This is a genomic window from Acuticoccus sediminis, assembly GCF_003258595.1.
Lineage (GTDB): Bacteria > Pseudomonadota > Alphaproteobacteria > Rhizobiales > Amorphaceae > Acuticoccus > Acuticoccus sediminis.
In genome coordinates this window covers 361,256-375,362 of record NZ_QHHQ01000006.1, presented here as the reverse complement: position 1 = coordinate 375,362, position 14,107 = coordinate 361,256, and the positions used below count along the sequence as shown (strand labels likewise).

The window sequence follows — 14,107 nt, the reverse complement described above, 5'->3', positions numbered from 1 at the left end:
CATGACCGGAGCCGTCGCCAGGGCCCCTGCGCTCAGGCTGCGGCCTGCTTCGGCGTGAACTTCAGCGGCGGATGGCGCGCGGCCGACCGGGAGGTTTCCAGAACCGGGCCCAGCACCTCGCACAGGAACGGGTCCTTCGGCTCGGAGCTGATGATCGGCCGGGCCGCGAGGATCACCTGGACAACCGCCGTATGCACATGGTCGGCGCCGGCGAGATCGACCAGCGACGTCCGCCGCCGGGCGAGCCACGCGCGCAGCGGCTCCGCCTCGTCCGCGCCGCAGTCGCCCTCGCAGAGGGCCATCGCATTCAGGAAGCGGATCGGCATTCGGCAAGCTCCTTCAGATCGAGAACCACAATCACCCGGCCGTCGCTGGTGAGCGCGGTGCCGCGGTAGCCCGCGAACCCGGCGAGCATCCCCTCCACCGGCTTCACGACCACGTCCATCGCGCCGACGACCGCGTCGACGACGATCCCGACGCGCTCCCCGTCGAGGGATGCGACGAGCACGCTCTCCTCGGCCTCGGCCGGTGGCGCCGGCGCGTGCCGCAGCAGGTCCGCGAGCCGCACGATGGGATGGACCGCCTGCCGGTACGCGAAGACCTCGCGGTCGGCGACACGGTGCCGGTTGTCCCGCGTGACGAGGTCGGTCTCGCAGACGGCCTCCATCGGCACGCCGTAGAGCTGTCCGCCGCACTCCACCGCCATCAGCGGCGTCACCACCCGCGCGAGCGGCAGCGACAGGCGCACCGCGGTCCCCTCGCCCTCGACGGTCGCGAGCGAGACGCTGCCGCCGATCGCCTCGACCGCCGACCGCGCCCAGTCCATCGCGACGCCCCGGCCATAGGGGTCCGCCGCGGCCTCCCGGGCGGAGAAACCGCGCGCGAGGACGAGCCGCGCCACGTCGGCCGCGGGCAGAGTATCCCGATCGTCCACGCCGAGGATGCCGCAGGACACCGCCTTTTCCCTGACGCGGGCGAGGTCGAGGCCGCCGCCATCGTCCCGCACCTCGATCACGCAGCGATCCCCTTCGTGGCGGGCGGACAGCCGGACCGATCCGGTGGCCGCCTTCCCCGCCGCCGTGCGCACCTCCGCCGGCTCGATCCCGTGGTCGACCGCATAGCGGACGAGGCGGGCGAGCGTCGTCGCGAGCGGGTCGAAATGAAGCCTGTCGACCTCCGTTGCCGCGCCCTCCGCGACGATCTCCACCGCCTTGCCCGCGCCCCTCGCATACTCGCGCGCCGGGCCCGAAACGTGCTGCACGAGGTCGGCGAACGGCCGCATCCGCACGGCCAGGACGATGCCTTCCATGTCGCGCGCGATCCGGTCGAGAATCGCGTGGTGCGCCTTGATCGCACGCCCGACATCGCGTGCGCCGGGCACGTCGCCCACCCGCCGTGCGAGATGCGGCAACGCGTTGCGCGCCACGACGAGCTCACCGGCGAGCTGCATCATCCGCTCCACCTGCCCCGGGTCGACCCGGAGCCCACGCCCCGCCGCGATGACCTCCGGCGGCACCTCGGCGCCCGCGTCCGCGTCGCCGGTCTCCGCCGCCTCGGCCGCCGGCCCTTCGGCCGTGTCGCGCTCCGGGGCAGACGCCTCGTCGTCCGCCTCCTCCACGGTTTCCGATCCCGGCGCAGCGTCCGCTTCCCGCACGGCGTCCGGTTCCTGCGCCGGGGCGGGCTCCTCTCCGAGGTCCGCGTCCTGCGCGGAGACGGGCTCCCGATCAGCCTCGGGATCATCGGCCACGCCCTGCTCAGGGCCCGGGTCCTGCTCAACGTCCGAGTTCAGCCCGGCACCCGGATCCTGCACTGCATCCGGCTCCTGTCCTGCGTCCGGGTCAGGCTCGGCGTCCGGTGCCGGCAGGTCCCCTTCGTCGGCCCGCCCGCAGCGTTCCTCCGCGTTGTCCGGCGCCTGGAGGTCGGTATCCCGCGACGGGCTGTCAGCCTCATCGTCGCAGCCGTCCGCCTCCTCGCCCGTCACGCTCGGCAACGGGAGTTCGACATCCTGCGACACCTCGGCGTCCGGGTGAGCGGACGTGCCTGCTCCGTCGAGCGCGCCGTCGAACGGCGGCGGGTCGTCGTCCGGGCCCTGCTCGCCGCCCGGACGCCCGAACAGGTCCGCCTGCTCTTCGGCATCGTCGCGCGGTGCCCCCACATCCGTCGCCGCCTCGCCGCCCTCGCCGTCCGTCACCTCCGGTAGCTCGGCCGGATCCTCCGCCTCCGGCACATCGAGGTCCCGGGACGCTTCCCCGTCGTCATCGGACGCCGGCGCTGCCTCGCTGACGTCCTCGACCGGCGCGTCGGCATCCGGCGCGGCTTCGTCCATCGCCTGCATTTCCGGCGCTGGCGACGTCTCATCGTTCCCTGCAGGTGGAGGCGCGGCCACACCGCCGTCCTCAGCCGACGGCGCGTCCGCCGCAGATCCGTCCGGCAGCGGCGGTTCCGGCTCTGTCGACGGCTCCCCGTCTTCCACCGACGTCTGCGGTGCGGCGTCGGCTTCGTCGGCAAACTGCGCACCGGCATCCGGAGTGGAACCCGCTGACGGTTCCTCGTCATCTGTGGGCGGAGGCGCCTCCGCGATGACGGCTTCGGCCGGGGGCTCGCCGAGATCCGGCGATGCGTCGTCCGCCACATCGATCCCCGGCGTCCGCGCTGGTTCGGGCGAAGCAGGCGCCCCTTCCTGCTCGGCAAGGTCGGACTGCCCGGTCCCGGCGAGGGGAACGTTCGACTCCGCGCCGTCGCTCTCGTCGTCGTTCGAGCGCGGTGCGTCCGCCGTGGCGATGCCGTCATCAGGCAGCGCGTCGCTCGGAACCGCCGCACCGTCGACAGGTTCGCCGGCGGTCAGGGCCGCATCCTCGCGGGACAGAGCCTCGTGATCAGGTGCAGGAGCCTCGGCGTCCCCACCGTCCGGCACCTCGTCAGCATCGGCCTCGAACGCCGCCTCGGCCTCGGGGACGACGTCGACGCAGTCGGGCGCGGCGTCAGCTCCCGTATCGGCTCCTTCCGCGCTGCCGGCGTCGGCGTCCGGTTCGGTCAGGGTCGCCGCTTCGTCCGGATCCGGACGCCCGTCTTCGCCTTCCGCCTCCTCCGCGTCACCGCTGTCGGATGTGTCGGCGCCGGCGGACCCGTCGTCGAGCGCGGGCACAGGGTCCGGAGGGGACTGCGGTTCGGCATCCGCATCGACGACCGAGGGATCGCCGCCGGGATCGTCCAGCTGCTCCGGCGTGGCGTCGATGTCCGCCGCAACGGTCGCCGGAGCGGCGGCGCCGTCTTCCTCGGCGCCATCGGAGGGATCAGCCGCGCTTGCGGCGCCCGGCAATGCGTTCTCGTCGGGACTTTCGACCGGAACGGGCTCGGGATCGGCGTCCTCGTCGTTGAGACCGGCGGCGGCCGCCGCGTCCTCCGCCTCTGCGGGTTCCTCGCCGGCGTCGGTGTCCGCCTGCGTCGCCGTATCGGCGCCTTGCGGGTCGGTCCCGAGAACCTCGTCGAGGCCGGTTGCGGCGTCGGCAAGGGGCGAGTGAGCCTCCGGCTCGGCGTCGGCGGCGTGGTCCGGCGCGGTTTCCGGTTCCTCGATGTCCCCCGATGCTGCCTCCGTCCCCTCTTCGTCGGCCGGCACTTCGGCCGTGTCGACCGTCGCCGTTTCGAGCATCTCCGGCGAGGGGTCGTCAGGGGCACCACCCAGATCCGGATCTGTGACGGCAGCATCGGCTTCAACGTCCGATTCCGTCAGCACGGGCTCGGATGCAGCGTCCTCGCCGGCGGCGGCAGCATCGGCCGAAGCATCACCTCCGAAGTCGGCCTCGTCCGCCTCCGTGCCTTCCCCGACCTCTTCGACAACCGGAGCGATTGGGGCGTCTTCCGCCGCCGCAGACTCTTCGGCGCCGTCCGCGTCCGCGGTGCCGTCATCACCTTCGTCCGCCGTGGGGCCAGCCACGTCGGACCCGGTGTCGTCCTGCGCCACGGTATCGTCTTCGACGGGCGGTTCGACGGGCTCGATTTCGGACGCCGGGTCCTCCTGCGCGTCATCCTCGCGGGGCCGGTCGACGTCCGGCTCCGCAGTTTCCTCGTGCGCGACGGTGTCCGCCGGCGCGGGTTCGTCGGCGGCCGCGTCGACGGTCTCGACCGCACCGCCCTCCGGTTCGTCCCCGAGGTCGTCGGGCACCGCCTCGTCGGATGCCGCGGCGGCCTCCGCCACCAGATCCTCGGCCCCCTCGGCCACGGCGGCGGCCCCGTCCGCGGCGGTGTCGGCGGCGGCCTCCGACGGCGCGGCGTCGTCGTCCGACGGGCGGTCATCCGGGTCGGACGTGGCCGCGTCGTCGGCGATGATCGCCTCGTCGGCGCTCTCGTCCGCAGTCTCGATGACCTCGGCGTCCTCCCCGGCCAGCGACTCCTCGTCGGCGGAGACCTCCGGCCCGGTCGCCGCATTCGGGTCGTCATCCACGGCAGGGTCATCGCCGGGGGATGAGTTGCCGGCTTGCGCCTCCTCCTGCGAGGGTGCTTCTTCGGCGTACAGCTTGGCCGCGTCGGACGGGGCGCCTGCGGTGCCGGCCCAGTGGCGGGGGGAGCCGTTGCCGATGGCGCGGACGAGGCCTTCGAGCCAAGCCGGGGCTGTCGGCGGGACCGCGAGCGCGACGGCGAGACCGCGCAGCATCGCCGCCTCGCGCGCCGCCGCCGGAGTGCGCAGCAAAAGCGCCTGGGTCGCCGCGCGGAGGTCCTCCAGCGCGGTCTCCGGCGCATCCGCGAGACGCTCCAAGGCGTCGGCCGCGAAACGCTCGCAGGCGCCGCTGTCGGCGAGGTCGCCGGAGGGGCGGATCAGCGCCGGAGGCTCGACGGCGACGACCTCCACCTCAGCCGAGACGCTCTCGAACAGCGTCGTCAGCGTGTCGACGCCCGCCGTCGTCAGGACCTGGAAGACGAGATTGCAGAGCTGCGGGTCGAGCTCGGCGATGGCCGGCCACGGCGCCGCCGCGGTCACGGACGTCGCCAGCCGCTCCGGCACCTTGCCGACGAGGCTCAGGGGATCCTGGCCGGCGAGGAGGGCCCCGGCGCCCGGCGCGTAGCGCAGGGCCTGGATCGCGGCGCCCGTTTCCAGCGCATGCACCAGGGCGGCCAGGCGGTCGTCCTCGGAGAAGATGCCGAGCCAGTCCGGACCGGATCCGGCTGCGGGTGCGTCCGGCGGGGCACCGGCGTCGCTGCCGGCCGCGGCGCGCTCGACCATCGCCCGCAGGTCCGCGATTCGGGGGGCCGCGACGTCGGCGGCATCTCCGGGAAGGGCGCCGGTCGCCTCCAGTTCGGTCAGCCAGCCACCGACCTGCTCGAAGGAGGCCGTCATGACATCGAGGGCATCGGGCGTCAGCTCGAGCGTTGCCGAACGGGCCATGTCGAGCAGGTCCTCGCCCACGTTCATCAGCCCGGTCAGCGGGGTGAGTTCGAGCGGGCCCGACGCGTCCTTCAGGGCGCGAACGGCGTCGAAGACCGTGGCGATCAGGCTCGCATCGTCCGGGTCCCGCTCCAGCGCCTTGAGCGAGGCCGAGGACTCGTCGAGGAGGCAACGGGCGTCGGTGATGAACTGGTCGAGTTGCGCGTTCGTCATCTGTCGGCTCCGCGGGCGGCGGCTACTGCTGTGGGGCGGCGGAACGGACGCACATCGTCCGGCCTCACGGCCGCCGCGACGCCGGAGCGTCCGTCCGCTCCCGTCACCGGACCGGCGGATGCGCCGCTCCGGTGTGAACGGCATGGGGAAGCGGGCGTCGTAGATCCCGGGCGGCGCGACGTTTGGGGCATGGGACGGGCGGCTCCATCGCCAGTGGATGTTGGGTCCCTCCGCCGCTGAACGACGCGAGGGGCGGTCCGGCGCGCTACCGGCGATGCGGGCAGCAACGCGGATGACGGTCCCGCGCCGCCCGGCTGGTGCCGGCTCGCGGCGCGTCGCTCAGCGATACAGCCGCGTGCCTGCCCCAGGCTGGGCCGCAAAGGCGAGGCGCACCGGGGGGATGCGGCGCACCGCGCCGGCGGGAGCGTCAGCCGACCGAGCGGAGCTCGTCGGCGAGGAAGGCGATGGTCTTCGCCGACGCGGCGAGGACCGCGGCGTCCTGCTCCCTGGCCCGCGTCGCGGTCCCGGCCTCCTCCATGATGCGGGATGCGTCGGTCGCGGCGTTGGCGATCAGGGCGACGGCGGTCCTCGCCTCGCACAGCGCCGCGTCGCTCTCGGCGAGGTCGGCCGTCATCTGCCCGGCGCCGGCTTGGAGCGAGGCGATGTGGTCGGCGACGCCGTCGAGGCTCCGGAGCACCGCCCGCTGGATCTCGATCTCCGAGCCGATGGTCTTCGCGATCGCGTCGAGGTCGGCGCCCACGCGCCCGCAGCGTCCGAGCGCGGCCGTCAGGCGCTCCTTGATCCGCTCGGCGCTCAGCACCGTGTCCCGGGAGAGGTCGCGCACCTCTGCGCAGACGCCGATGAAGCCCCGCGCGGACGGCCCGCGTGCGGCCTCGAGGGAGCCGTCGACGCCGAGCGCGCCGGTCTGCCCGGCGATCGCGATCGCGGACTCGACGATGCGTTCCGCGCGCTGAACGGCCTGCTCGAAGGCATCGAGCCGCGCTCGCGCCTTGCCGTTGTCGTCCAGCGCGCGGCCGAGACCGTCGGTGACGCCTCGGGCGTCGCGGGCGCAGTCGCGCAGCGCGGCCACCACCGCCGCAAGCTGATCGCGCAGTTCGGCGGCCGACCCGGAGTCGGGCCGTGGCGCGAGGAGGCTTTCCGAGGCCGTCTGCGCGGCGGCCAGCGCGGAGCGGCATGCGTGCCCGGCGGTCTCCACCGCGTCCAGAACGGTGACCGCGGCCCGCGTGCCCTCGTCGATTTCCGCAAGCAGCGCGTCGGCGGCGTTCGCGGTGTCCCTCGCGGGGTCGGCGATGCCGGCGGTATCGGCCGCCTCCGCCGCGGTCATGAGCGCACCGGACCACTCGTTCAGTGCGAGCGCGGCCTTGAAGCACTGGGCGACCGCCTCGGTCTGATGCTGCGCCTCCCGCAGGGTCTGGCGGCAGACCGCGGACTGCGCGTCGATGCTCGCTGCTAGCCCGTCGACGTCCTTGAGCGGCGGCGCGATGGCGGACAGGTCGTTCGACGTCGCCGCGAGAACGGCGTCCGTCGCGTCCCGCGTTTCGGCCATGTCGGCGCCGGCGGCGCCGAGGCGCTGCACGACATCGCGGCCGCGCTCGACGTCGCCGTCGCTCGCCTCAACGGCGGCGGCGAGATGACCGGTGGCCCGTGCGGCCTCCCCGCCCGCCTCGGCCAGTTGGGATCCGGCCTTCGTTGCGGCGCCGAGGGCAGCGTCGGCGAGGGTGCGGATCTCCTCGGCGACGAGGGAGAGGCCGAGGCCTTCCCTCCCGGCGTGTGCCGCCTCGACGGAGGCGTTGAGGGAGAGAATGCGCGTCTCGCCGGCGATCTCGGCGACGAGGTCGACGAGCTGGCGGATCTCGCCGGCCTCGCCCTGCAGCGCCGTCCCCTCGCGGATGGCGTCGGCGTGACGCTTGGCGGCGCTGGCGACGGCGGCGAGCGAAGCCTCGATCTGCCCGCGGATGGATTCGTTGAGCTCCTCGAGCGTGCTGAGCTTGGCGGCCATCAGGTCCGCGGCGTCGCGCGCCGCCGTGGTCCTGTCGTCGAACCGCTGGAGTGCGCGCTTCGACGCCTCGGCGGCGCTTCTCGCCTGCGCCTCGCCGTCGGCGACGGTCTTCAGCGTGGCCTGCTGCGCCTCGACGGCGGCGAGAGTCCCGGCGAACTCCCCGGCGATGTGCGCCGACGCGGCGGTGATGCGCTCGGCGGCGGTCTGGCGGTGCTGGATGAGGAGGCGGCGTGACCGGCCGGGATGCGCGATGCGCTCGAACAGGCCCACGGTCGGGGCCGGCGGAAGGCCGGCGCCGTCGCTCCGGACGGCGGCCTCCTCGGAGTTGACGAGCGCCATGGTCATGTCCCCCGCTTCTATGTCGCTGGGGGATCGGCGGAATTGCGGACACCCGACCAGCATGCTGTGGCAACGCTGGCTGATGTGGCATCGCAAGCTTGCGCGTGGCTCGCCTGGAGCCGTGCGTCAGGTGGCGGGGGTCCCGGCGCCGCCCCTGCCGCGGGGTGGCGCGGCGGAGGCTGCCGGGCGCTGGACTACGCGGCCCAGATCGCGTCTTCGTTGGCGAAGCCCTTCACCTCGATCGGGTTGCCGGCGGGGTCGTGGAAGAACATCGTCCACTGCTCGCCGGGCTGCCCCTCGAAGCGCACCGTCGGCGGGATGACGAATTCGACGCCGGCCGCGGTCAGCCGGTCCGCCAATTCGCGCCACAGGGTGAGCGGCAGCACCGCACCGAGGTGCGGCATCGGCACCATGTGGTCGCCGACCTTGCCGGTCTTCGCCGAGGGGAACGGCGCGCCGCGGTGCAGCGAGATCTGGTGGCCGAAGAAGTCGAAGTCGACCCAGGTGTCGGTGCTGCGCCCCTGCTTGCAGCCGAGAAGCTCGCCATAGAACCGCGTCGCGGCGTCGAGATCGTCGACATGGTAGGCGAGATGGAAGAGCGGCTTGAACGTCATCGGGGGCTTTCTCGGCGGGGGTTGGGCGGCGACGGCGGAGGCGTCACCATTTCACGAAGGTCCGTTCCGCCAGGCGCATCAGCTGCTCCACCACGAGGAGGACGATGATGAAGAGCATCAGCCAGGCGAGAAGGGTCTGGATGTTGTAGATGTCGTAGCTCGTCTTCACCTGCCAGCCGATGCCGTTCGGAAAGCCGAAGATCTCCGACAGGAACGCGACCTTCCACGACAGGGTGAAGCCGATCCGCCCCGCCGCCAGCAGCGGCGGGATGAGGAACGGCAGGTACATCCCCGTCACGCGCTGCCACAACCCCACATGATAGGACCGAGCCATGCCCGAGAGGTCGTCGTCGAAGTCCCCCATCGCGTCGCGGATGTAGGTGCCGACCACCGGCATCACGACGAGGCCGATGAGAAGGATGATCGTCCCGTTGCTGCGCCCGAGCGAGATCAGGAACAGGAAGATGAGGATCAAGGTCGGGGTGAAGATCGCGATCTGCAGGAGCCAGCGCGTCAGCTCCGCGAAGGTGCGCGAGAGCGCCGCGGCGATCCCGTAGGTGGTGCCGAGCAGGATCGCCAGCACGAAGCCGAGAATGGTGCGGCCGAGCGTGTTGCCGAGCGGCTCGAACGCGCGGCCGCTGGCGACGAGGTCGGCGAGCGTGCCGAACACGGCGAAGGGCGACGGCAGCGCGCTCATGTTCACCACCGCCGAGGCGATGGCCCAGACGATGACGATGAAGACCAGTGAGGCGATCTGCGCCGAATAGGCGGTGAGCCGGGTGATCATGGCGTCAGAAGCGGATGCCGGCGCGCTCGGCGAAGGCGTGGCGCAGCTCTTTTTCCAGCCCGATCACCTCGTCCGAGTCGAGCTGCCGCGGCCACGCGAGGTCGACCTTGCGGCGCAGGCAGATCGACGACGGCGCGGGGGTGAGCATCACGATGTCGGTCGCGAGCTGTGCCGCCTCGGAGATGTCGTGCGTGACGAAGACGATGGTGCGCTTGGTCTCCTCGCTGGCCCACAGGTCGATGAGGATGCGCCGCATCTCCGCCGCGGTGATCTCGTCGAGGTGGCTGAACGGCTCGTCCATCAGGAGGATCTGCGGCTCGTTCACCCACGCGCGCACGATGGACGCGCGCTGACGCATGCCCCCCGACACCTGGTGCGGATAGAGGTGCATCGCGTCCCTGAGGCCGACCGCGGTGAAGTACTTCTCGATCAGCTCGTCCCATTTCGCCTTCGGCTGCACGCCGAGGCCCTTGAGGCCGAACCTGGCGTTCTGGGCGAGTGTCTTCCAGCGCAGGAGCCGCGGCCCCTGGAAAACGTACGCCATCTGCCGCGAGAGGTCGGGCTTGCGGCGCAGGTCCTCCCCGTCGATGACGATGCCGCCGGCGCGGGTCGGCTTCAGAAGCCCGTTGATGATGTTGAGGAGCGTCGACTTCCCGCAGCCCGACGGGCCGAGGAGGACAGTGAAGCTCCCCTCCTCGATCTGCAGCGAGAAGTTCTCGTAGATCACCTTGCGCGTGTCGCTGCCGGCCGGACCGGGGAACGAGAGGTCGATGTCCTCGAGGGAAACCTTGGTGGTCATGCGGCGGTACCTTGGAACGTTACGCGGGCGGCACGGCGGACGGGCGGCCGGGCCACTAGTCCGCGCTCTCCTGGCGGATGCGGCGCTGGAGCGGGGCGAAGACGAGATGGTCGATCGCCATGCCGGCGGCCATCAGGATGATCCCCCAGGCGACGATCGGCGCCATGTAGAGCGTGTCCGACCAGTAGGCGACGAGGATGCCGACGCCGTTGGGCAGCCCGATCACCTCGGCGATCAGGACGATGCGGATGCCGAGCGCGAAGGAGACGCGCGCGTTGGCGACCATGTAGGGGGCGATCGACGGCAGGTAGAAGTGCACGAGGCGCTGCCACCGGCCGACATGGAAGGAATCGCACATCTCCACCAGGTCGGGCGGTGTCGCGCGGACGCCCTCCGCCGTGCCGAGGAAGACCGGCGCCGAGAGCAGCATCACCAGCGCCGAGATCGGCACGATGTTGTCGATCCCGAACAGCACCAGGAAGATGAAGACCCACACCACCGAGGGGACCGCCATCGCGATCCACACGGGGTTGGCGAAGAAGTCGAACACCACCCGCTTGCGTCCGGCGAGGACGCCCAGCAGCGTCCCGAACACGAACGCCAGCGCCCACGACACCAGGAGACGCATCAGCGTCGACGCGGCGTGGACGTAGGTCGAGCCGAGCGGACCCTCGTTGGAGAAGATCCGCACGATCTCCGTCACGACCGCGGCCGGCGTCGGGTAGAGGCGCGGCTGGACCAGGACGAAGGTGGTGAGCGCCCACCAGATCCCGATCCCCACCACCACGGGCGCGGCATTGAGAAGGAGGCGGTGGGACCGGGACATGGTCGTCATCAGGAAGGGACGTCGCCTTTATTCGGCGGCCGGCAGCGAGCCGGGGGCGAGGAAGGCGTCGTCACGCGCCGGCAGGGTCTCGACGAACTCGCCCTTCTCCAGAAGGTCGTAGATCGCGCCGATCCAGTCGTCGGTGTAGGCGTCGGACGTCAGGTACCACTTGCCCTCCTTGATGAGGGTGAGGACCGTCTCGGCGGTCTCCGGGCCTGCGAGCCAGCCGGCGTCGCGGGCGAGGTCCGCGTACTCGCCGCCCTCGGCGAAGGCGTCCGGGTTCTCCTGGATCCACCGCGTCGCGGCGTCGAGGCCGGCGACGATCCGGGCCGCCGTCTCGGGGTTCTCCTCCAGCCACGTGGCGGTCGCGACGGCGCCGTTGATGACGAGCGGCTCGCCCGCGCTCTCCTGCATCGCCTCGGTGAAGGAGAAGATGGTCTTGAACTGCGGCAGCGACCGCGCGGCGGCCGAGGAGCCCGAGAAGAGGAGCGCCGCGTCGACCTGGCCGCGCTCCACCAGCGCCAGCAGCGCGCCGGACGAGGCGGTGACGACGTCGAACACGGTCGTCGGGTCGTCGACGCCGTAGTAGGCCTTGGCGAAGGCGCGGAAGGCGGCCCAGGTGCCGGTGCCGAAGCCCGGGATGCCGAGGCGCTTGCCTTCCAGGCTCATGACGTTCGGGTACTCGCCCGCCTCGTCGGCGCGCACCACGATGCCGTTGTACATGTTCTGCGCGCCGGCGGTGGAGAAGTAGCGGAAGTCCGACCCTTCGGCGACGAACTGCACCGTCTCGATCGGCGAGATCCAGGCGACGTCGGTGTCGCCGGCGACGAGGAGGGCCTGCACCTGGTCGTAGCCGACCTTGGAGACCTCGACGTCGAGGTCGCCGAAGAGGCCGCGGTCCTTGGCGACGAAAGCCGGGATGGCGCTCGCCTCGACGGTCATCGACACCGTCTCTGCGGCGGCCGGCGCGGCCGCGGCCAGCGCCAGGGCACCGGCGACGAACCCGCGGACGATGGGCATCGGAAGGTGGGGGAAGTCCATGGTGAGATCTCCTCTCGGCGTGACGGGGGTCGGCGTGACGTGACGTGACGGGGCGGGACGGCGGCCTGGTTCAGGTGCCGACGCGCAGCGGGGCGGTCATCTTGCGGAGCGCGGCGAGCACGGAGAGCGCCGTGATGCGTCCGGTCTTGGGGTTCTCGCTGGGGATGTTCTCGATCGCCATCGAGAAGCTGGCGCTGTCGGCGTCGACCTCGATGCGATGCGTGTTGCGGGTCAGCGCGGGGTCGGCCCAGATCTCGATGGTGGTGGCGTCCGGACCGACGCCCGCGAGCGCCAGCGCGGCGCCGACGTTGAGGTTGGCCGGGAAGCCCTTCGCCGCCTCGCGCGCGGTGCCGCTGAACACCTTCACCGGCTCCGTCGCGGCGGCGATGTCGATGCCGTTCTCTTCGAGGTACGGCGCGCCGAGGAGGCCCTTCACGGGCTTGCGGGTGATCATCTTGATGGAGTGGATCGTGCCCTCGGCGGCGGCCGTCACCGCGTCGAGCGCCAGGAGCGCGCCGGAGGGGGCGATGATCTGCCCGCCGGTGCGGCCGGCGAGTTCGATGAGATCGCCGTGCGTGAGGAGCGCGCCGATGGAGAGGACGACGGCCTTCTTCCCGTTCGCGACGAACGGCCCGACGATCTCGCCGAAGAGCGCCGCCGGGGCGCACTCGACGACGATGTCCGCCAGGGGCTCAAGCTCGGCGATGGGAACGACCGGCACGTCCGGCGCGACGGGCGCGAGGCGCGCCCTCGCGGCCTCGATGTCGCGGGCGGACACGGCGGCGATGGTGAAGCCCGGCAGGCGACCCGACTGCACCGCCTCGACGACGGCCATGCCGATGGCCCCGAGGCTGGCGACGGCGAGGCGGATGGGCGCGCCGGGGGTGGACGTTGATGGCGGCAAGAGAAGCGGCCCCTCGAATGAACTCATCGGTCATCCGCGACCGCGGCGCTCCGCCCGGCCGGTGGCCGGTGCGTCCGCGATCCTGCGCGAATGTTCAGCTATGAGTTTAGGGAACGCCGAACTCGTCACACAAACCACAAATCGGCAGCGATGGATGAGGTAACCTCATGCGTGACGTTACCCGCCCCGCGCCTAGGGTGCCGCCGCTTTAGCCGAAGCCGCAAGGGAACTGGCCGATTCTTCGGCAATCCACTCCCGGAATGCCTTAATCATCGGCAGGTCGTACTGATGCTCGCGGCACAGAAGGTAATAGCTGCCGGCGCTGCGGACGGTCTGCGGAAGGGCTGCGACAAGACGCCCGGAGGCCATGTCCTCCTCCACCAGGACGTGCGGCACGACCGCGATGCCGTCCCCCCGCCGTGCCGCCGCCAGCACCATGAAGTAGTGCCCGAACTTCGGCTCCTCCGGCATGACGTCGACGTGGACGCCGACGCCGCGCAGGAAGTCCGCCCACGCGTAGCCGCGCGTCGCGTTGTGGAGGAGCGGGTAGGACAGGAGGTCCTGCGGGCCCGCGATCGGCGGGCCCGCGCGCATCAGGTCCGGCGAGGCGATGGCGATGAGCTCGTCCGCCATCAGCCGGTGCGCCTTCAGGGCGCCGTGGCCCTCGGTCATCTTGAGGTCGATGCGGGCGGCGTCGGCAGGGTCGTCCGAGCCGTCGATGCGGCCGACGCGGATCGCGAGGTCGACGTCGTCGCGCGAGAAATCCACCGCGCCGATCGTGGTGACGAGATGCACCTCGATGGTCGGATGGCGCGTGGAGAAGTCCTCGAGGCGCGGCATCAGCCAGTTCATGGCGAACGTTGGCAGCGCGCTGACGGTGAGGACGCCGGCGGCCTTGCGCCGGTCCACCTTGGCGACGCTCCGCTCCAGCTCGTCGAGCGCGGCGCGCACACCGGGGTAGAGCGCCGCTCCGTGCGGCGTCAGCTCGACGCGGCGGACGTGGCGCACGAACAGCGGGACGCCGATCTCCTCCTCCAGCGCCTTGATCTGGCGGGAGACGGCGCCCTGGGTCACGTTGAGCTCCGCCGCGGCGTCGGTGAAGCTCATCGCCCGCGCGCACGCCTCGAAGACGCGCAGCGCGTTGAGGGAGGGCAGCCTGCGGCGCACTCCGCCCCCCGTTCGGT

The 14,107-nt window shown here is 72.0% G+C and carries 10 protein-coding genes; all 10 read right to left on the bottom strand.

Features of this window, described 5'->3' with window-relative positions; all coding sequences use genetic code 11:
* Nucleotides 1-32: 32 nt before the first annotated feature.
* The 10 genes from DLJ53_RS25665 to gcvA all read right to left on the bottom strand — a co-directional run bounded on the left by DLJ53_RS25665 (nucleotide 33) and on the right by gcvA (nucleotide 14,090).
* Nucleotides 33-326, bottom strand: a complete 294-nt coding sequence (locus tag DLJ53_RS25665; protein WP_111350564.1) for a hypothetical protein — start codon at nucleotides 324-326, stop codon at nucleotides 33-35.
* Complete coding sequence (locus tag DLJ53_RS36435) at nucleotides 308-5,593, bottom strand: chemotaxis protein CheW (RefSeq protein ID WP_146620087.1); 5,286 nt, start codon at nucleotides 5,591-5,593, stop codon at nucleotides 308-310. Before DLJ53_RS36435 ends, DLJ53_RS25665 begins: the two co-directional genes overlap by 19 nt.
* Before the next feature lie 427 nt (nucleotides 5,594-6,020).
* Entirely contained in the window at nucleotides 6,021-7,958 is a 1,938-nt protein-coding gene (locus DLJ53_RS25655; RefSeq protein WP_111350560.1) for a methyl-accepting chemotaxis protein, read from the bottom strand.
* A gap of 188 nt (nucleotides 7,959-8,146) precedes the next feature.
* Nucleotides 8,147-8,566, bottom strand: coding sequence for a VOC family protein (locus tag DLJ53_RS25650; RefSeq protein WP_111350558.1), 420 nt, complete (start codon nucleotides 8,564-8,566; stop codon nucleotides 8,147-8,149).
* Nucleotides 8,567-8,609: 43 nt separating this feature from the next.
* The gene (locus tag DLJ53_RS25645) at nucleotides 8,610-9,353 is read right to left on the bottom strand and encodes an ABC transporter permease (protein ID WP_111350556.1); all 744 of its coding nucleotides are present in this window, start codon (nucleotides 9,351-9,353) and stop codon (nucleotides 8,610-8,612) included.
* Between the two features lie 4 nt (nucleotides 9,354-9,357).
* Nucleotides 9,358-10,152 carry an ABC transporter ATP-binding protein gene (locus DLJ53_RS25640; protein WP_111350554.1) on the bottom strand — a complete coding sequence of 265 codons (795 nt, stop codon included), beginning with the start codon at nucleotides 10,150-10,152 and terminating at the stop codon, nucleotides 9,358-9,360.
* Nucleotides 10,153-10,207: 55 nt separating this feature from the next.
* On the bottom strand, nucleotides 10,208-10,978 hold the full coding sequence (locus DLJ53_RS25635) for an ABC transporter permease (RefSeq protein WP_162409546.1): 771 nt from the start codon (nucleotides 10,976-10,978) through the stop codon (nucleotides 10,208-10,210).
* Nucleotides 10,979-11,005: 27 nt separating this feature from the next.
* Nucleotides 11,006-12,019 carry an ABC transporter substrate-binding protein gene (locus DLJ53_RS25630; RefSeq protein WP_111350550.1) on the bottom strand — a complete coding sequence of 338 codons (1,014 nt, stop codon included), beginning with the start codon at nucleotides 12,017-12,019 and terminating at the stop codon, nucleotides 11,006-11,008.
* Between the two features lie 70 nt (nucleotides 12,020-12,089).
* Nucleotides 12,090-12,950 (bottom strand): aspartate dehydrogenase, encoded by an 861-nt coding sequence (locus DLJ53_RS25625; protein WP_111350548.1) that lies wholly within the window; start codon nucleotides 12,948-12,950, stop codon nucleotides 12,090-12,092.
* Nucleotides 12,951-13,115: 165 nt separating this feature from the next.
* Nucleotides 13,116-14,090: a transcriptional regulator GcvA gene (gene gcvA / locus DLJ53_RS25620; protein ID WP_111350546.1), complete on the bottom strand. Its 975-nt coding sequence runs from the start codon at nucleotides 14,088-14,090 to the stop codon at nucleotides 13,116-13,118.
* Nucleotides 14,091-14,107 lie beyond the last annotated feature (17 nt).